General features: G+C 72.5%; 16 protein-coding genes. 10 read left to right on the top strand and 6 right to left on the bottom strand.

Going from position 1 to position 18,847, the window contains the following annotated elements; genetic code table 11:
* The first annotated feature begins 65 nt into the window (after nucleotides 1-65).
* The 9 genes from ACXET9_RS06020 to ACXET9_RS05980 all read left to right on the top strand — a co-directional run bounded on the left by ACXET9_RS06020 (nucleotide 66) and on the right by ACXET9_RS05980 (nucleotide 8,438).
* Nucleotides 66-959: a LysR family transcriptional regulator gene (locus tag ACXET9_RS06020; RefSeq protein WP_457885590.1), complete on the top strand. Its 894-nt coding sequence runs from the start codon at nucleotides 66-68 to the stop codon at nucleotides 957-959.
* 80 nt (nucleotides 960-1,039) lie between these two features.
* On the top strand, nucleotides 1,040-1,468 hold the full coding sequence (locus tag ACXET9_RS06015; RefSeq protein WP_457885589.1) for a cupin domain-containing protein: 429 nt from the start codon (nucleotides 1,040-1,042) through the stop codon (nucleotides 1,466-1,468).
* A gap of 225 nt (nucleotides 1,469-1,693) precedes the next feature.
* Nucleotides 1,694-2,599 carry a formate/nitrite transporter family protein gene (locus ACXET9_RS06010; RefSeq protein WP_457885588.1) on the top strand — a complete coding sequence of 302 codons (906 nt, stop codon included), beginning with the start codon at nucleotides 1,694-1,696 and terminating at the stop codon, nucleotides 2,597-2,599.
* Complete coding sequence (gene nirB, locus ACXET9_RS06005) at nucleotides 2,596-5,211, top strand: nitrite reductase large subunit NirB (protein WP_457885587.1); 2,616 nt, start codon at nucleotides 2,596-2,598, stop codon at nucleotides 5,209-5,211. Before ACXET9_RS06010 ends, nirB begins: the two co-directional genes overlap by 4 nt.
* Nucleotides 5,208-5,639 (top strand): nitrite reductase small subunit NirD, encoded by a 432-nt coding sequence (nirD, locus tag ACXET9_RS06000; protein WP_457885586.1) that lies wholly within the window; start codon nucleotides 5,208-5,210, stop codon nucleotides 5,637-5,639. The genes nirB and nirD overlap by 4 nt, the downstream gene beginning before the upstream one ends.
* Before the next feature lie 53 nt (nucleotides 5,640-5,692).
* Nucleotides 5,693-6,559 (top strand): uroporphyrinogen-III synthase, encoded by an 867-nt coding sequence (locus ACXET9_RS05995; RefSeq protein WP_457885585.1) that lies wholly within the window; start codon nucleotides 5,693-5,695, stop codon nucleotides 6,557-6,559.
* The gene (locus ACXET9_RS05990) at nucleotides 6,556-7,272 is read left to right on the top strand and encodes a sirohydrochlorin chelatase (RefSeq protein WP_457885584.1); all 717 of its coding nucleotides are present in this window, start codon (nucleotides 6,556-6,558) and stop codon (nucleotides 7,270-7,272) included. The genes ACXET9_RS05995 and ACXET9_RS05990 overlap by 4 nt, the downstream gene beginning before the upstream one ends.
* 97 nt (nucleotides 7,273-7,369) lie before the next feature.
* On the top strand, nucleotides 7,370-7,744 hold the full coding sequence (locus ACXET9_RS05985; RefSeq protein ID WP_457885583.1) for a DoxX family protein: 375 nt from the start codon (nucleotides 7,370-7,372) through the stop codon (nucleotides 7,742-7,744).
* Between the two features lie 112 nt (nucleotides 7,745-7,856).
* A complete protein-coding gene (locus ACXET9_RS05980; protein WP_457885582.1) occupies nucleotides 7,857-8,438 on the top strand; it encodes a mycothiol transferase in 582 nt (193 codons plus the stop codon).
* A 40-nt stretch (nucleotides 8,439-8,478) separates the two neighbouring features.
* On the opposite strand, the gene ACXET9_RS05975 is transcribed toward ACXET9_RS05980, so the two are convergent.
* The 4 genes from ACXET9_RS05975 to ACXET9_RS05960 all read right to left on the bottom strand — a co-directional run bounded on the left by ACXET9_RS05975 (nucleotide 8,479) and on the right by ACXET9_RS05960 (nucleotide 14,181).
* Entirely contained in the window at nucleotides 8,479-9,519 is a 1,041-nt protein-coding gene (locus tag ACXET9_RS05975) for an SMP-30/gluconolactonase/LRE family protein (RefSeq protein WP_457885581.1), read from the bottom strand.
* Nucleotides 9,520-9,563: 44 nt separating this feature from the next.
* Entirely contained in the window at nucleotides 9,564-11,612 is a 2,049-nt protein-coding gene (gene recQ, locus ACXET9_RS05970; protein WP_457885580.1) for a DNA helicase RecQ, read from the bottom strand.
* Between the two features lie 218 nt (nucleotides 11,613-11,830).
* Nucleotides 11,831-13,552: an MDR family MFS transporter gene (locus ACXET9_RS05965; protein WP_457885875.1), complete on the bottom strand. Its 1,722-nt coding sequence runs from the start codon at nucleotides 13,550-13,552 to the stop codon at nucleotides 11,831-11,833.
* The gene (locus ACXET9_RS05960) at nucleotides 13,552-14,181 is read right to left on the bottom strand and encodes a TetR/AcrR family transcriptional regulator (protein ID WP_457885579.1); all 630 of its coding nucleotides are present in this window, start codon (nucleotides 14,179-14,181) and stop codon (nucleotides 13,552-13,554) included. The genes ACXET9_RS05965 and ACXET9_RS05960 overlap by 1 nt, the downstream gene beginning before the upstream one ends.
* Nucleotides 14,182-14,454: 273 nt before the next feature.
* On the opposite strand from ACXET9_RS05960, the gene ACXET9_RS05955 reads away from it, so the two are divergent.
* Nucleotides 14,455-15,837, top strand: coding sequence for a TM2 domain-containing protein (locus ACXET9_RS05955; RefSeq protein WP_457885578.1), 1,383 nt, complete (start codon nucleotides 14,455-14,457; stop codon nucleotides 15,835-15,837).
* Between the two features lie 100 nt (nucleotides 15,838-15,937).
* Here the strand turns inward: ACXET9_RS05955 and ACXET9_RS05950 are convergent, their stop codons facing one another.
* Nucleotides 15,938-17,089, bottom strand: coding sequence for a hypothetical protein (locus tag ACXET9_RS05950; protein ID WP_457885577.1), 1,152 nt, complete (start codon nucleotides 17,087-17,089; stop codon nucleotides 15,938-15,940).
* Nucleotides 17,090-17,175: 86 nt separating this feature from the next.
* Nucleotides 17,176-18,744, bottom strand: a complete 1,569-nt coding sequence (locus ACXET9_RS05945; RefSeq protein WP_457885874.1) for a DHA2 family efflux MFS transporter permease subunit — start codon at nucleotides 18,742-18,744, stop codon at nucleotides 17,176-17,178.
* Nucleotides 18,745-18,847 lie beyond the last annotated feature (103 nt).

Genomic DNA, 18,847 nt, shown 5'->3' with positions numbered 1-18,847 from the left:
CAGCGTCCCGGTGCCGAGCCATATCCGGTAGACATGACCTGCGGATCAGGGCATACGATGATGATATGACTGAGGTCCTGCCCAACCTGGCCGCGCTCGAGCTGTTCGTCGCCGTCGTCGACGAGGGGGGCCTCGGCGCGGGCGCCCGCCGCCTCGGCATCCATCAGCCCAACGCCTCGCGCACGATCGCGCAGCTCGAGGCGCAAGCGGGGATGGCGCTGCTGGACCGCGGAGCGCGCGGATCCCGGCCCACCTCCGCGGGGCTCCTCTATGCGGCCCATGCCCGCGAGCTGCTCGCCTCCGCCCGCTCCTTCTCGTCCTGGCTGCAGCATGCGCGCGGCGACGAGGGGCATCAGCTCGCCGTCGGCGCGAGCCTCACGATCGCCGAGAACCTCATGCCGGCCTGGCTCGCCCGGCTCCGCCGCGTCGACCTCCTCGTGCGGGTCGAGCCGCTGGTCCTGAACTCCACGGGCGTGCTCGAGCGGGTGCGCGCGGGCGATCTCTCGCTCGGCTTCATCGAGACCCTGCACATCCCCGGCGATGTCAATGCGGTCACCGTCCACCGCGACGAGCTCGTCGTCGTGGTCGCGCCGGACCATCCCTGGGCCGCCCGACGGAGCCCGCTGCCGCGCGCGGAGCTCGCCGCGACCCCGCTGGTCGTGCGCGAGGGCGGATCCGGCACCCGCGACACCTACGAGGAGCTCGTCGGCGGAGCCGCCGAGGTGGAGCCCGCGCAGGTCCTCGGCGGCATCGGCGCCGTGAAGGTCGCGGTCGCGGCCGGCATCGCCCCGGCGGTGCTGAGCATCCTCGCGGTGCGCGCGCAGCTCGCCGCGGGGGAGCTGGTGCGCGTCGACCTCGAGGGCGAGCCCATGCGCCGCCCCCTGACCGCGGTGTGGACGGGCCCGCGGCGGCTCCGCGGCCCGGCCGCCGGGCTCGTGGAGGTCGCGCTCGACGGGTGAGCCCATCGGGCGCGGCGGGCCGGGACGGCGTGGGGGAGGATCGGAGGGTCCCGTCGTCCCCCTCGCATCCCGGAGGTCCCATGCCCGCCGATCCCCATCCCGCCGATGCACGTTCCGCTGGCGCACGCTCCGCCGATCCCGCGCCCGAGGCGCCGGGCCTCCCGCAGGTCCTCGCCGACACGACCGCGCTGCCCGCGGAGCCCGCTCGCGGCGCCGTCTGGTCGATCGACGTGCCGGGCCGCGAGCTCGACTCGAACGTCATCCGCCTGCCCGCCGGCGACGCCATCGCCCCGCACCTCGGCGCCGAGGTCGACACGCTCGTCCACGTGGTCTCCGGCTCCGGGACCCTCACGACCGACGACGGCGAGACGCCCCTGCACCCCGGGCAGATCGTGCTCCTCCCGCGCCGCACCGTCCGCGGCTTCCGCGCGGGCGAGGACGGGCTCGAGTACCTGACCGTCCACCGGCGCCGGCAGTCGCTGCAGATCCGCACGGCGCCGCCCGCCTGAGCAGGCGCGGAGAGCGAGTGCGGAGAACGGCAGCGGAGGGCGGACGGGGTCGGATCGCGCCCCGATCCGCCCCCTTCCGGGATGCGGACGCCTCCGAGACGTCGTGTCACAGGAAGGTCACGGGCCCTCCGGGATGACGGGGCCGCGCGGGGCCGGGAATAGCTTTGCCGCGTTCCCGCCGCTCGACGACGAGCAGGCTGAGCCCCCGACACCCCGGAGGTCCCGATGTCGTACGTCAAGCCCGCCGACCTCGTCGAACGCATGGTCGACGCAGGTGCCCACAAGGTGAACCTCTCCACGCGAGACACCCTGATCCGCGCCTTCATGGGCGCCGCGTTCCTCACCCTCGGTGCGGCCTTCGCGGTCACGGTCTCGACGCAGACCGGTCAGCCGCTGCTGGGAGCGCTCCTCTTCCCGATCGGCTTCGTGCTGCTGTACCTGTTCGGGTACGACCTGCTCACGGGCGTGTTCACCCTCGCGCCGCTCGCGCTGCTGGCCAAGCGGCCCGGCGTCACCGTCGGCGCCGTCGCCCGCAACTGGGGCCTGGTGTTCCTGGGCAACTTCGCCGGCGCCCTCACGATCGCCGTCCTGATGGCCATCTACTTCACCTACGGCTTCACCTCGCCGCCGAGCGAGGTCGGCCTCGCGATCGGCGAGATCGGCCACGGCCGCACCGTCGGCTACTCCGAGCACGGCGCCGGCGGCATGCTGACCCTGTTCGTCCGCGCGATGCTCTGCAACTTCATGGTCTCCACCGGCGTCGTCGCCGCGATGATGACCGACGACCTGATCAGCAAGGTCGTCGCGATGTGGCTGCCGATCACCCTGTTCTTCTACATGGGCTTCGAGCACTCGATCGTCAACATGTTCCTCTTCCCCTCCGGTCTGCTCCTGGGCGCCGACTTCACGCTCATGGACTACCTGCTGTGGAACGAGCTCCCGACAGTCGTCGGCAACCTCGTCGGCGGCGTCGTGTTCGTCGGCCTCGCGCTGTACGTCACCCACGGCCGCACCGCCCCGTACCGCACCGCGGCCACCTCGCGGCGGACCGGCCGGGATCCGATGGTGCCGGCCGGCGCCGTCCCCGCCGCCAGCGCCGTGCAGACCGAGATCGCCGGAGCGACCCGATGAGCGCCCCCCGCTACCTGGGCGGCGAGCGGATCGTCGTCGTCGGTGCCGGCATGGTCGCGCACCGCTTCGTCGAGAGCCTGCTCTCCCGCACCGAGGACGCCGTCCGGATCACCGTGATCGGCGACGAGCCCCGCACCCCCTACGACCGCGTGAACCTCTCGAAGCTGTTCGGCGGCGCGGCCCCCGAGGAGCTCCACCTCGACGAGTCCGTCCTCGAGGATCCCCGGGTCACGCTGATCCGCGGCGACCAGGCCACCGAGCTGGATCGCACCCGCAAGCTGGTCCGCACCGCGGGCGGCGCCGAGCACCCCTACGACCGGCTGGTCCTCGCGACCGGGTCGTACGCGGTGCGGCCGCCGGTCAAGGGCGGCGACCTGCCCGGCTCCTTCGTCTACCGCACGATCGAGGACGTCGAGGAGCTGAAGGCGGCCGTCGCACGGCGCACCGAGGAGCTCGGGCGCCCCGTCCGCGGCGTCGTCATCGGCGGCGGCCTGCTCGGCCTCGAGGCCGCCGGCGCGCTCCAGGGCCTCGGCGCCTCCGCCGTCATCGTCCAGTCCGCCGACCGCCTCATGTCCGCACAGCTGGACCTGCCCGCCGGCAATGCCCTGCGCCGCCTCATCGAGCAGCGCGGCATCGAGGTCCACACCCTGTCGCGCACCTCCGAGGTGCTCGCCGGCCCCGACGGGAACATCCGCAAGGTGCTCTTCGAGGACGGCCGCTCGACCCTCGCCGACATCGTCGTGTACTCCATCGGCGTCCGGCCCCGCGACGAGCTGGCCCGCGGCCGCGGCGCCGCCCAGGGCCGCGCCCGCGTCGAGGGCCTCGCCCTCGGCGGCCGCGGCGGCGTCGAGATCGACGAGGGCTGCCGCACCTCCGATCCGTCGATCTGGGCGATCGGCGAGGTCGCGAGCTTCGAGGGGGCCTGCGTCGGCCTCGTCGCCCCCGGCTACGCGATGGCCGAGGTCGCCGCGGATCGCCTCCTCGGCGGCGACGCCGCGTTCCCCGGCTACGACCTCTCCACGAAGCTCAAGCTCTCCGGCGTCGACGTGGCGAGCTTCGGCGACGCCTTCGCGACCACCCCGGGCGCCCTCGATGTCGTCTACGCGGACCCGATCCACGGCGTCTACAAGAAGCTCGTGCTGTCCGACGACGCGACGACCCTCCTGGGCGGCATGCTCGTCGGCGACGCCTCCTCGTACGGGGCGCTGCGCCCGCTCGTCGGCGGCGCCCTCGGCGGCGACCCGGCCGCCTACCTGCTGCCCTCCGACGGACTCGAGGTCATCCAGGCCGAGCTGCCCGACGAGGCGGTCGTGTGCTCCTGCGCCTCCGTCACCGCCGGCCGCATCCGCGAGGCCGTCCGCGAGGAGGGCTGCTGCGACGTCGCCTCGATCAAGTCCTGCACGAAGGCGGGCGCGACCTGCGGCTCCTGCGTGGGTGCGCTCAAGGGCCTGATCGACGGCGAGCTCGCCAAGACCGGGCAGACCGTCTCCACCGCCCTGTGCGAGCACTTCGACATGTCCCGTCGCCAGCTGTTCGACGCGGTCCAGGTCTCCGGCCTCGACACCTTCAGCGGGATCCTCGAGCGCTTCGGCACCGGCCGCGGCTGCGACACCTGCAAGCCCGTGATCGCCTCGATCCTCGCGGTGCTCGTGCCCTCCCGGCACGTCCTCGACGGCGGCAACGCCGCCCTGCAGGACACCAACGACCACGTGATGGCGAACATGCAGAAGGACGGCACCTACTCGGTGGTCCCGCGCATGGCCGGCGGCGAGGTCACCCCCGAGGGCCTCATCGCCATCGGCGAGATCGCCCGCGACTACGGCCTCTACACGAAGCTCACGGGCGGCCAGCGCATCGACATGTTCGGCGCCCGCCTCGAGGAGCTCCCGGAGATCTGGACCCGACTGGTCGACGCCGGCTTCGAGTCCGGCCAGGCCTACGGCAAGTCGCTGCGCACCGTGAAGTCCTGCGTCGGCTCCACCTGGTGCCGCTACGGCGTCCTCGACTCCGTGGGCATGGCCGTGAACCTCGAGCTGCGGTACCGCGGCCTGCGGTCCCCGCACAAGCTCAAGCTCGGCGTCTCCGGCTGCGCCCGCGAGTGCGCCGAGGCGCGCGGCAAGGACGCGGGCATCATCGCGACCGCCAACGGCTGGAACCTGTACGTCGGCGGCAACGGCGGTGCGACCCCGCGCCACGCGGACCTGCTGGCCGAGGGCCTGTCCGACGAGGAGCTCGTGCGCCTCATCGACCGGTTCTTCATGTACTACATCCGCACGGCCGACAAGCTCCAGCGCACCGCCCCCTGGGTCGAGGCGCTCGAGGGCGGCATCGACGAGCTGCGCCGCGTGATCATCGAGGACAGCCTCGGCATCTGCGCCGACCTCGATGCGGCGATGGCCGCTCACGTCGACTCCTACCAGGACGAATGGGCGGCGACCCTCGCGGACCCGGAGAAGCTGCAGCGCTTCCAGTCCTTCGTCAACGCCCCGACCACGCCCGACCCCGACCTCGCCTATGTGCCCGAGCGCGGGCAGATCCGCCCGGCGAGCCCCGAGGACCGCGCCGCCGGCGGCGTCCTCATCGCCGGAACCCGACTGGAGGTGCGCTCATGACCACGCCGACCCTCGACCCCAGCCTCGAGCCCCATCCCGATTCCAGCCTCGAGCCCGATCCCGTCCCCGACGCGGCCTGGGCGCCCGTCTGCCCGGTCGCCGCGCTGGAGATCGAGCGGGGGCGCGCGGCCCTCGTCGACGACGTGCAGGTGGCCCTGTTCCTCCTGCACGACGGGAGCGTCCGGGCCGTGGCCAACCATGACCCCTACAGCGGCGCGAACGTGATCTCCCGCGGGATCGTCGGCTCCCGGGCGGGCGCCCCCACCGTCGCCTCGCCCCTGTACAAGCAGGTCTTCGACCTGACGACGGGGGAGTGCCTCGACACCCAGGGCAAGGAGCCCAAGGCCGGGGAGATCGGCCACCTGCGGGCGTGGGAGGCGCGCGTGCGATCCGGCGAGGTCGAGCTGCTGTGGACCGCGGCGCGTTGACATCGGTTCATCCGGCTTTGGATGCCGGGGCCGGGGTGGGAGAGCATGCCCCCATGGGACATGACCTCCGCCCCGAGCAGCTCTCCGCCGTGCTCGAGGGCCGCACCATCGTGATCGCCGTGGACCGTCGGGCCGACGAGCTCGCCGCGGCCCTCGAGCGGCACGGGGCCCGCGTGCTGCGGGCCCCCGCCCTCTCGACCATCCCGCACATCGACGACGCGGCGCTGCTCGAGCGCACCCGCGAGCTGATCGCCGACCCGCCGGAGATCGTCATCGCGACCACCGGCATCGGCTTCCGCGGCTGGTTCGAGGCGGCCGAGGCCGCGGGCCTCGCCGACGCGCTGCGGGACGCCCTCTTCGGGGCGCGCATCCTCGCGCGCGGCCCGAAGGCGCGCGGCGCCGTCGTCGGCGCGGGGCTGACGACCTCGTTCGTCGCCGCCTCCGAGACCGCCGCCGAGATCGGCGAGCACCTGCGCACCCTCGACACCGACGGCCGCCGCATCGCCATCCAGCACCACGGCGCCGGCGCCGACGGCCTCGACGAGCTGGCCGCCGAGCTCGGCGGCCTCGTCACGAGCCTCACGGTCTACCGCTGGGGCCCGTCCCCGGACCCCGAGGGCGTGCGCCGCTCCGTCGAGCGGACCGCCGCCGGCGAGGTCGACGCCCTCGTGTTCACCTCCGCGCCCGGCGCCACCGGCTGGCTCGATGCCGCCCGCGAGATCGGCGCCGTCGACGCCGTCCGCGCGGTCGCCGCCTCCGGCGACCTCCTGGTCACCGCCGTCGGCCCCGTCACCGCCCTGCCCCTGCAGGCCGAGGGGCTCGAGGTGCTGATGCCCGAGCGGGCGCGCCTCGGCGCCCTCATCCGCGCCGTCGTCCACCACTACGACACCCGCGAGGCCGCCCCGGAAGGATCCTCATGACCGCGCCCGCCCTGATCGCCTGCTCCCACGGCACCCGCTTCGCCGAGGGCCGCGAGGCGGTGACCGCGATCATCGCGCGGCTCGCCGGGCACCTCCCCGGCACGCGCGTGATCCCCGCCGTCGTCGACGTCGAGGACCACGAGATCGCGGGCGTCGTCGAGCAGGCCGTCGCCGACGGTCCCGCCGTCGTCGTCCCGCTGCTGCTGTCCACGGGATTCCACACCGGCGTCGACATCGCCCGCGCCGTCGCACCCCACCCCGAGGTCGTCGCCGCCGAGGCGATGGGACCGCACCCGGCCCTCGTCCGCACCCTCCTGCGGCGGCTGCGCGAGCTGCCCGGGGGCGATGCCGGACAGCGCCCCGGCGACCATGTGGTCCTCGCCGCCGCCGGTTCGTCGGACCCGGCCGCCGCGCGCGCCTGCGAGGAGATGCGCGCCCTCCTCGCCGCCGAGCTGCCCGTCCCCGTGACCCTCGGCTACGGCGCCGGGACGAGCCCGCGCCTGCCCGAGGCCGTCGCCGCCGCCCGCGCCGCGGGCGCCGAGCGCGTGATCGCCGCGAGCTACGTCCTCGCCCCCGGGCACTTCGCGAACCTCGTGGTGCGCTCCGGCGCCGATCTCGTCTCCGCCCCGCTCGGGGTCGACGACGACGTCGTCGACGTGATCCTCGAGCGCTACCGCGAGGCCGCGGCCCGGCTCCCCGTGCCGGTCGCCTGACGAGGCCGGTCGCCTGACAGCGGGCCGCCGACGGAGGATACTGGCAAGTCCCCCCGGGGCGGAGCTCCGGGACCGGCTCGTCGAAGGAGAGGGACCGATGAACATCGTGCTGTGGATCCTCGCCGGGGTGCTCGCGGCGGTCTTCGCGACCACCGGCGCCTCGAAGCTCATCGTGAGCCGGGAGCGGCTCGTGCGGATCACTCCCTTCGTGGAGGACTTCCCGCTGAATGTCGTGCGCGGCATCGGCGCCCTCGAGATCCTCGGGGCCGTCGGACTGATCCTCCCGGGACTGCTCGGCATCGCCCCGATCCTCACGGCCTGCGCGGCCGCCGCGCTAGCGATCATGATGGTCTTCGCGCTGCTGGTGCACGTGCGCCGCGGCGACGGGATCGCGATCATGGCGGGCCCGATCCTGCTCGCCGCGGCGGCGACCCTCGTCGCCTGGGGCCGCATGGGTCCGTACCCGTTCTGACTCCTCGGGGCCGCGGACAGGCTCTGCGGACAGGTCCTGTCCGCGCGCTCGCGAAGACTGGTCCTGCGCCGGGGACGAGAAGGAGCCCCGGACCCACCGTGAGGAGCCCGCCATGCCCTTCCTGACCCCCGACACGACCGACGAGCGCGACAGCCTCGCCGTCTTCGCCGCCCAGCAGATCCGCCAGGTCGCCATCTGCCTGCACGCCCTCGATCCCGCACAGCTCGGGACGGTGCCGAGCGCCTCTTCCCTGAGCCTCGGCGCCCTCGCCCGGCACTGCATCTTCATCGCCGACGGCATCGCCGCCGCCGTCCGCGCCGCCCCCGAGCTGCCTGCGGCCGATGCGGTCGACCCCGCGCGGGCCATGGCCGAGGGCGGACTCGCCCCCGAGGCGCTGCGGGCGGATGACACCGTCGACCTGCTCATCGCCGAGCTCGAGCGTGCGGCCGACGGCCTCGCCGCCGCGATCCGCGCCGCCGACCCCGACACTCCGATGCCCGTCCCCGACGCCCCCTGGTTCACCGGCGCGGAGCAGTGGACGGTGCGGTGGCGCTCCCTGCACGCCGTCGAGGAGTTCGCGCGCCACGCCGGGCACGCCGACATCCTCCGCGAGAGCATCGACGGGAGGATCGCCTACGAGCTCAACGCCCTCGCCGCCGGGGAGAGCTGGCCGCCGGCGGGCTGGGGCGCCTGAGCCAGCACCGCGGCGTCGCAGCGACGCGATGCGATGGCGCTCAGCCGATGATCTCCTCCGGCGCCCCGCCCAGGGGGCTGCCGGCGCGGGCGACGGTCGTCGCATCGCGGGTCGTCGTGGCGATCCGGTAGAGGCCGGTCGTGGCGGTGATGTACAGCGTCGTGCCGTCGTCGCCGCCGAAGCACAGGTTGGCGGTGCGCTCGGGGACGGGCAGGTCCAGCAGGCGCTCGCCGGCCGGCGAGAAGACCTGCACGCCGGACTCGCTGGAGCACCAGATCCGGCCCTCGGCATCCACCTTGAGCCCGTCGGGGACGCCGGGGGAGACCTCGACGAGCACCCGGCCGTTCTTCGCATGCCTCCCCTCGACCAGGTCGTACACGCGCAGCGCATGGCCCCGCGGCCGGGAGTCGGAGGAGGCGGCGCGGTCGGGGTTCGAGGGGGAGGCCGACGAGTCGGCGACGTACAGGAGCGTCTCGTCGGGCGAGAGCGCGAGCCCGTTGGGCGCCTCGACGTCGATCACCACGGGGCGGACCTCGCTCGTGGACTCGTCATAGCGGAAGACGTACCGGTCCCCGTACTCCTCGTAGCCGGCGTACCCCTCGCCGGGGCGATGGATGCCGTACGAGGGATCGGTGAACCAGATGGCCCCGTCGGACGCGACGATCACGTCGTTGGGGGAGTTGAAGCGGTGCCCGTCCCACTTCTCCACCAGCTCCCGCGGACGATGCACGTCCCCGGGCCGGACGGCCCGGTCCCGCTGGATCGACCGCTTGCCGTGGGAGCAGGTGACGATCATGCCCTGCAGGTCGAGGGTGCGCCCGTTGGTGTACATGACGTCCTCGGCGAAGACGGTCGTCTCGCCGGTCTCCTCGGAGAACTCGAGGATGCGGTTGCCGAGGATGTCGCTGTAGCGGACAGCGCGTCGCCGGGCCAGCCAGACGGGCCCTTCGGCCCAGCGGGCTCCGGTGGCGACGAGCTCGAGGCGGGCGCCCTCGGCGAGGAGCGGGGAGGTCGGGGTCTCGAGCGTCTGGGGGAGGAGCGTCGGAGGGAGGATGGTGCCGTCGGCGGCAGAGGTCGTCACAGGATCTCCTTCGATGTGCGCTCCTTCACGATACAGCGGGCTGGTCAGGACTGCTCGGCGAGCACCTCGAGGACCTGGTCGCCGTAGGTCGCGAGCTTCTTCGCGCCCAGCCCGCTGACGCCGCCGAGGGCACCGATCGAGGAGGGCCGCGCCTCGACGATCCCCACCAGGGTGGCGTCGGAGAACACCATGTACGGCGGGATCTGCTTCTCCTTGGCGACCTCGGTGCGCCACCGCCGCAGCGCCTCGAAGACCTCCTGCTGCGCGGGCTCGAGGGATTCCGCCGCCCGGGACCCGGCCGACCTGCCCGCCCCGGCTCCCGCCCCGCCGCGCGAGCGCGAGGCCTTCCGCGGGGTGCGGTCGACGGCCAGCTCGAGGGCCTGCTCCCCGCGCAGCACGGGCCCGGCGCCCGGCCCGGGGACCAGCACCCCGTACTCGCCGACCGCCTCGACGATCCCGCGGGCGATCAGCTGCCGCAGCGCCGAGCGCCACTCCCGCTCGGTGAGCTCCTGGCCGATGCCCCACACGCTCAGCTCGTCGTGCCGGGACTGGCGCGAGCGCTCGTTGTCACGGCCCAGCAGCACGTCGATCACCTGGGTCGAGCCGAAGCGCTGATCCCGCTCGCGTTCGAGCCGGATGAGCGTCGACAGCAGCTTCTGCGCCGCGACGGTCGCATCCCAGGTGCTCGCGGGGGCGATGCAGGTGTCGCAGTTCCCGCAGCGCTCGCCCTCCATCTCCTGCCCGAAGTACCGCAGCAGCTGCTTGCGCCGGCAGGTCACCGTCTCGCACAGCGCGAGCATCGCGTCGAGATGCGCGCGGGCGTTGCGCTTGAAGTCCTCGCCGCCCACGCCGCCGTCGATGAACTTCCGCTGGCTGACGACATCGCCGAGGCCGTAGGCCATCCACGCGGTCGACGGCTGCCCGTCGCGGCCCGCACGGCCCGTCTCCTGGTAGTAGCCCTCGATGGACTTGGGCAGGTCGAGATGGGCGACGAAGCGCACGTCGGGCTTGTCGATGCCCATGCCGAAGGCGATCGTCGCGACGATGATCAGCCCGTCGGCCCGCAGGAACCGCTCCTGGTTGCGCAGGCGCTCCTCGGCCGGCATGCCCGCGTGGTACGGCAGCGCCGGGATCCCGCGGTCGACGAGCCACTGGGCGGTCTGCTCGACGCTCTTGCGGGAGAGGCAGTAGACGATCCCCGACTCGCCCTCGTGCTCGGCGGCGATCAGCCGCAGCAGCTGCTCGCGGGGCCGATCCTTCGGCTCGATCCGGTACTGGATGTTCGGCCGGTCGAAGCTGGAGACGAAGTGGCGGGCCTCCTGCATCCGCAGTCGCTCGGTGAGCTCCCGGTGCGTCGCCTCCGTGGCCGTCGCGGTCAGCGCGATCCGCGGCACGCCCGGGAAGGTCTCGGCGAGCATGCTCAGCCCCAGGTAGTCGGGCCGGAAGTCGTGCCCCCACTGGGACACGCAGTGCGCCTCGTCGATCGCGAACAGCGCCAGGTGCGCCTGCTGCAGCAGCCGCACGGTGCGCGGCAGCACGAGCCGCTCCGGCGCCATGTACAGCAGGTCGATCTCCCCGGCGAGGAGCCGCCGCTCGACGGCCTGCGCCTCATGGAGCTCGAGCGTGGAGTTCAGGTACGCGGCCCGGATGCCGTTGGCCTCGAGCGCGGCGACCTGGTCGCTCATCAGCGCGATCAGCGGGGACACGACGATCCCGGTGCCCTCCCGCAGCAGAGAGGGGATCTGGTAGCACAGCGACTTGCCGCCGCCGGTCGGCATCAGGACGATCGCGTCCCCGCCGCCCGCGACCTGCTCGATGATCTCCGCCTGCTCGCCGCGGAAGGCGTCGTACCCGAAGACCGTCGACAGGATCCGCAGCGCCCGCTGCCCGAGCGGCGCCTCGGGATCCGCCTCCCAGGCGGCCGCTGCCGTCGCGGCGCTCGCCGGCGCCGGTGTTGACGACCACGGGGCGCCCGCCGGCGACCGGCCGCCCGCGTAGCCCGCATCCTCCGGGTAGTCCTCGTCGGGGAACGGGGGGTAGTCCTCGTCGGGGGCGAATACCTCATCGGGGTCGGCGGCACGGGCGAATTCCATGCTCTCCACTCTAGGGTCCCCGCCCGTCGCACCGCGCATCGGCGGAATGGGGTGTGGACAGGTCGCATTCCCGGCCTCGCTCGTGCGCCGTGCCCCGTTCCTCCCGTTCCACCCCGCCCGCACGTCGGGGGACATGGCGACGCGCCGGTGCATGCCGAGAATCTGGCATGTACCGGCGCGTCACCTGCGGGATCTCGGGGATCGGCCTCGAGGGGGTGTCAGACGCCGCTGGTCGCGGGCACCTTCTCGCGGACAGCCCCATCGCGCGCAGCCCCATCGAGGGCATCGCCGTCGACGACGGCCTCCTCGAGCGCCGCGGAGGCGACGGCCGGGGCGTCCTCGGCGATGATCGAGGTCTCCTCGGCGCTGCGGTCGATGGTCTCCGAGAGCGCCTTCTCCTTGACGAAGAGCATCACGACGATGACCGCGAGGGCGAGCGGGACCAGCCACTGCACGATCGGCAGCAGCGCCTCGTTGTAGGAGGTGATGATCGGGATGCGGATCGAGGAGGGCAGGTCGAGCACGGCCGCCGGAGTCAGCGTGCTCGCGTCGAGGCCGCCGGCCGCGGCGAGGTCCTCAGGGCTGGCCGTGGAGAGCGCCGCGGTCATGTTCTCGGTGAGCAGGCTCGTCAGGCGCGTGGCGAACACGGCGCCGACGACCGCGGAGCCGACGGTCGCGCCGACCTGCTTGAAGTAGTTGAAGGCGGCGGTCGCGGTGCCGACGATGCGGACCGGGAAGGCGTCCTGGACGATCAGCATGAGGATCTGCTGGCCGAGTCCGAGGCCGATCCCGAAGATGCCGACGTACGTGCACAGCACCCAGGTCGGGGTGTCGATGGTCATCGTGGAGATCGCCCAGAGGCCGAGCGCCATGACCGCGGAGCCGATCAGCGGGAAGATCTTGTAGCGGCCCGTGCGGGTGACCAGCTGGCCGGAGATCACCGAGGAGATCAGCAGCCCGCCCATCATCGGGATCATCAGCAGTCCGGCGACGGTCGCCGAGACGCCGACGACCATCTGGATGTACGTCGGCATGTAGGAGAGCACGCCGAACATCGCGATGCCGGTGAGCAGGCCCGAGAAGGTCGCGAGCACGAAGCTGCGGTTGCGGAAGAGCGCGAGCGGGATGACCGGCTGCTCGGCCTTCGACTCGACCAGGACGAACAGTCCGCCGAGGACGACGGCCGCGGCGATCAGGCCGAGGATCTGCGGGGAGGCCCAGACGTACTCGCTGCCGCCCCAGGTGCACACCAGCACGATCGCGACGGTGGCCGCGGCGATCAGCGCCATGCCCAGGTAGTCGATCCTCGCGCGTCCGGTGCGGACAGGGCGGGGGAGGTGCAGGAACAGCGCCACGGCGACGATCGCGAGGACGCCCAGCGGGATGTTCAGCCAGAACGCCCAGCGCCAGCCGGGACCCTCGGTGAGCCAGCCGCCGACGAGCGGACCGGCCACGGAGGAGACCGCGAAGACGGCGCCCATGATGCCCATGTAGCGGCCGCGCTCGCGAGCGGGCACGACCTCGGCGATCGCGGCCTGCGAGAGGATCATGAGGCCGCCGCCGCCGAGGCCCTGGATGACGCGGGCGACGACGAGGAGGTCGATCGAGGTCGTCAGGGCGCCGAACACGGAGCCGATCATGAACAGGACGATCGCGGCGATCAGCGTGGGCTTGCGGCCGACGATGTCGCTGACGCGCCCGTAGACCGGCATCATCACCGTCGAGGCGAGGATGTAGCCGGTGATGACCCAGGTCATCTGCTCGACGCCGCCGAGCTGGCCGACGATCGTGGGCAGGGCGGTGGACAGGATGGTCTGGGAGAGCGATGCCATGAGCATCGTGACCATGAGGCCGACGAAGAGCAGGGCGATGGTCCGGCCCGAGGGCTTCGCCTCCTCGGCCTGGAGCTGGGGGACTGCAGGTGCAGCGGACGTGGGGATCACGCTTCTTTCAGGATGGAGCGGAAGAGGGCGATGGTGGGGTCGAAGGCGGACGGGTCGTCCCCTTCGAAGACCTGGGGGTCCTGCTCGAACGCGTACCGGATGACGGCGGCGGCCAGCAGGACGAGCGCGCGGGCGCGGTCGAGGTCGAGATCGGGGGCGACGCGCTCGCCGAGCGGGGTGTCGGGGCCGGCGAGCTGCTCGAGGACGAGGTCCTGGATCTCCTGCGACTGGCGCTTCAGCCGGCCGCCGAGCTCGGGCATGCGCTCGATGAGCTCGCGCCGACGGGCGAAGCCTCCGACGGTCCTGCGCGAGGCGCGGGTCGTCGCGACCAGCAGGTGCACGGCGCGTCGGAAGCGGTCGTCGGCCGGGGCGTCGAGGTCGATGGACCGGGCTCCCTCGAGGACCTCGGCGGGGATCTGCGGGCGGGTGAGCCCGAGGATCGCGTCCTCCTTGCCGGGGAAGTAGTTGAAGAACGTCCGCCGCGAGACGCCGGCGCGCTCGGCGATCGCGTCGACGGTCGCGGCGGCGATGCCCTCGGTCTCGGCGAGCGACGCCGCGGCGAGGTGGAGTCGCTCGAAGGTCTCGAGGCGCTGCCGCTCGCGGAGGCTCAGCTCTGTTGTATGCACTCATGCATTATTGCACTCGTGCAGATTGTGCATCAAGGCAAGGTGCGGTCTCGTCGGTCACAGGGCCGACATCGCGCCGACGGCGGATCGATGCGCCGCATGGGGTCGCGACGTCCGGGGGTGCCCTTCGGTTTCAGGAATGTCCGACCTGTCGGTTATCTTCCTGTCAGGCCAAAAAGAAGTCGCTTCCCCCAGATCAGAGCGATGTTCTGGGCCTGCCCCACCCTTGTCGAACGGGCGTTCCCCCCGCGCCTCCATCCCCTAGGAATCCCCATGTCCTCCCCGATCCCCCCGCCGCACGACGGTCAGCCCCTGCAGCCCGAGCAGCAGTGGCGACCGCAGCAGACTCCCCAGCAGCCCCAGCAGCCCCAGCCGGGCTATGGGCAGCAGTCTGCGCAGGGCTACGGCCAGCAGTCCCCCCACGGCTATGGTCAGCCGTCGGCGCAGCAGTCGTACCCCTCACCGTCCCCTCAGGGCTACGGTGCGCCCCAGCAGGCGTACGGCCAGTCGTCACCGCAGCAGCCCTACGGCCAGCAGCCCCAGCCGGGATACGGCCAGCAGCAGCCCTACGGCCAGCAGCAGCCCCAGCAGTTCTACGGTCAGCAGCCCTACGCTCAGCAGCAGATGCCTCCGGGCTACGCCATGCCTCCGGCCGGCGCACCGCCGATCACCTTCGTGCAGAAGCCGCAGAAGGACTTCGTGGCGGCGTGGCTGCTCGCGCTCTTCCTCGGCAACCTCGGCGTCGACCGCTTCTACCGCGGGTTCATCGGTCTGGGCTTCCTCAAGCTGATCACCTGCGGCGGTGCCGGCATCTGGTCGCTGATCGACGTCCTGATCCTGATCGGCGGCGGCGGCCGCGACAGCCTCGGGCGACCGCTCGCGAACTACGAGCGCGCCAAGGTGGTGTCGTGGATCGTCACGCCCATCGTCATCGTGCTGTATGTGGTCTTCGCGATCGTGAACGGATCGAGTGGCGACTCGGACAGCACGTCGGCCTCCTCGGAGACCGTCGTCACCGCATCGACCGAGGCGTCCGAGGCCGACGCCGAGGCGGAGGCGGAGGCGGAGGAGGCTCCGGTCGCCGACGAGGCGGTCGCTGCGGATGCCGAGACCGTCGCGGAGGAGGCTCCCGTCGAGGAGGCCCCTGTCAAGGAGGCGCCCGCCGAGGAGGTCCTGCCCGACGTGCCGGCCGCGCAGCAGGCCATGTCGGATGCCGTCGAGACGGGACGCGTCGAGGCCGAGGGGGCCGAGACCGACCTGCAGAGGGCCAATGTGCTGAACGTCCGCAGCGACGCGCTGTGCAGCGACGTCCCCGGCGGCGCCGTCGAGGGCTGGATCGGGACCGTCGTGACGGTCGACGCCAACGGCGAGGGCAAGGCCGTCGTGACCGTCTCCATCGAGGACGACATCGAGATCGGCACCTGGAACAACGCGCTCTCCGACTATGCGGACAACACGCTCATCGAGCAGGGCACCGACCTCTACGACCAGGCTCTCGGGCTCGTGCCGGGCGACAGCGTCCGCTTCTCCGGCACGCTGAAGTCGGGGTCTGACGGGAACGACGCCTGCTACTACACGTCGAACCTGACCGAGGCCATGTCGATCGACTCCCCGGACTACATCATCAGCTTCTCCTCCCTGGAGAAGATCGGCTGAGTCGGCCCCTCGCGCGCGCCATCCCGCTCGCGCAGGACGACGAGGGAGGCCCCGGCATGCAGCCGGGGCCTCCCTCGTCCTGTCAGTCTCTGCGCCAGCGTCAGCTCCAGGTGACGGGCAGCTCCGGGTCGGCCATGTCGACGCTGGGGGCGGAGATGGTGTTGCCCCACCACAGCGAGCAGGTGCCGGCGACGCCGTCCTGGGTGCAGTTCATGGTCGTGTCGACGCTGCCGATCGACTGGCCCTGCACGTACGTCGGCTCGTCGTAGGACGGGGTCGGGACCATCGTGTCGATCGTGCGCTGGGCGTCGTCGGAGAGGACGCGGGCGACGGTGCCCTCCTCGGCGATGATGCCGTTGGAGTCCTCCGCCGGGGAGATCGGATCGAGGCCGCAGCCGGAGGTGAGGGTGGTCATCGCGATGCACTCGTCGACGGCGGACTGCACCGCGCCGCGGAACGCCTCGAGCCCGGAATCGGTGAGCGCCGCCTCGGGCCAGTCGCCCACGTCGTTCGCGCTGAGGACCACGAGCGGTTCGGCCGGATCGAGGGTGAAGTACTCGTTGCCGACGCCGAGCTCGTAGCTGCCGGGCAGGAGGTACAGCGAGTCCCCGTCCTCGACGGCCTCGCCCGCGAGGGAGAGGCCCAGGCCGCTGAGGCTCGCGGGGACCTTCTCGTAGGTGTACATGGGCTCGAGCTCGTAGACGTCGTCGGCGTCATAGTCGCTGACGAGGAACTCCTGCATGGCAGGGGTGCCGCCGACGGTGTACTCGGCGGTGACGGTGCCGCTGGCGGTGGACATGACGGGAGCGTCGATCACGACGTCGGCGACCGGGGCCGCGGCGAGCGCCGCATCGTAGGCCGTGGTGGACAGGACCGTGGCGTCGTCGGGGCCCAGGAGCTCGAGCGCGGTCGCGGAGTCGCCGGCCTCGAGGGCTGCCATGTACTCCGTGACCAGCGCGGTCGCCTGCTCCTCGGGGGTGGCGGCAGGAGTGGTCTCCTCGCCTCCGCCGCCTCCGGTCGCGGTGCCGGAGCTGCCGCGCAGCGTGAGGAACAGGACCAGCGCGATGATCACGATCCCGATCAGGAGGAGCCCGCCGCAGCCGATGCCGAGGCCGATGTACAGGCCCTTGCGGCTGCGTGGCGCCTCCGCGGGCGCCGGGGTCCAGCTGCCGGGAGCAGGGCTGCCGGGACCGGACCCGGGACCGGAGCTCGGGCCGGGTGCGGGCGGGTACGGGCCGGGTGTGCTGGACATGTCGGTTCCCCCTCGAACGTGTCAGGTGCCGCCCAGGATATCCGCGACCGCCGCTCCGCCGGCCGGCCGACGCCGCCCGATGCGCCTCAGGCGTCCTTCGCCCAGGCGCCCTTGTCGACGGGCTTGCCGAGGAGGAGGGCGGCGACGACGCCGACGAGGGACAGCAGCACGGGCAGGAGCATGGCGTCGGCCATGGCGGAGGCGAAGGGGGCCTGGAGCATGTCCGGGAGCGCCTCGGCGGCGGAGCCCTCGGAGAAGGAGCCGCCGCCCGCGGAGGCGGCGTCGGCCCCGAGCGCCTCGGTGAAGCGGGCCGCGATCCGGTCGGTCATGATCGTCGTGATCGCGGCGGAGCCGAGCACGGAGCCGATCTGTCGGGTCTCGTTGTACACGCCGGAGCCGGCGCCGGCCTGCGAGGGCGGCAGGTTGCGGGTCGCCGTGAACGAGAGCGGCCCCCAGATCAGGGCGTTGCCGAGGCCGACGAGGGCGAAGGGCAGCAGCAGCAGGACGATCCCGGCGTCGGGCGTCATGATCCGCGAGAACCAGAAGAGCCCGCCGGCGAGGGAGGCGAAGCCGACCACGGCCATCCAGCGCGGGTTGATGCGCGTCATCTGCTTCCCGACGACCGGGGCGAGGCCGCCGGAGACGAGCGCCATCGGGACCGTCATGAGCGCCGCCTCGGTGGGGGACATGCCGAGGACCCGCTGGAAGTACATGGTGATCGGGTAGGACAGCGTCAGGACGGTCGCGCCCATCATCGCGATCGCGATGTTGGCGACGGAGAAGTTCCGGTCGCGGAACAGCGAGAGCGGCACGAGCGGCTCGCGGTGGTTCACGGCCTGCCATACGACGAACAGCACCATGATGATCGCGCCGGCGCTGATCAGCCCGGGCACGGAGACCGGCACGTGCGTGTCCAGCGAACCGATGCGCAGCGAGTCGGTGATGGTGCCCCAGGAGTAGGTGTTGCCCTCCTGGATGCCGAACACCAGCAGGAACAGGCCGACGGCGGAGAGCACCACGCCGAGCCAGTCGAAGGAGTGCGCGCGCCGGGAGAAGGCGGGGACGTTGCGCCAGGCGAGCGCGAGGCCGATGAGGCCGACGGGGATGTTGACGAAGAAGATCCACTCCCAGCCGGGGCCGTCGACGAGGAGGCCGCCGGCGAGGGGGCCGACGAGCGTGGCGACGCCCGCGGTCGCGCCCCATAGCGCCATCGCCTGCCCGCGCTGCGCGGGCGCGAACATGCGGGTGATCATGGACATCGTCTGCGGGGTCATCATGCCGGCGCCGAGGCCCTGGACGATGCGGGCGATGATCAGCATCTCGACGCTGCCGGAGAGCCCGCACCACAGGCTCGCGAGGGTGAACACGCCGAGGCCCGCCATGTACATGGTCTTCATGCCGAGGCGGTCGCCGAGGCGCCCGGTGATCAGCAGCGGCACGGCGTAGGCGAGCAGGTAGGCGCTGGTGACCCACATGAGCGAGGAGAGGTCGGCGTCGAGGGCGACCTGCATGTGCGGCATCGCGACGGTCACGATGGTGGTGTCCACGAGGATCATGAAGAACCCCAGGACGATCGACCACAGCGCCGGCCAGGGCCGGTCCAGGCGCGGATCGCGCCCCGGCTCCGCGGCGGCGGGCGCGGCGGCATCCTGCATCGCCTGGGTGTCCTGGGCGTTCTGGGGCGAGGCGTCGGTCATGCGGGCACCCTTCGGGGAGGCGGGTCGTCGCCCCGGGGGCGGAGCGCCGGACGCAATCTAC

This window comes from Brachybacterium netajii (SeqCode) (genome assembly GCF_054114245.1).
The sequence above is the reverse complement of the archived record's forward strand: the minus strand, read 5'-3'. Positions and strand labels throughout refer to the sequence as shown.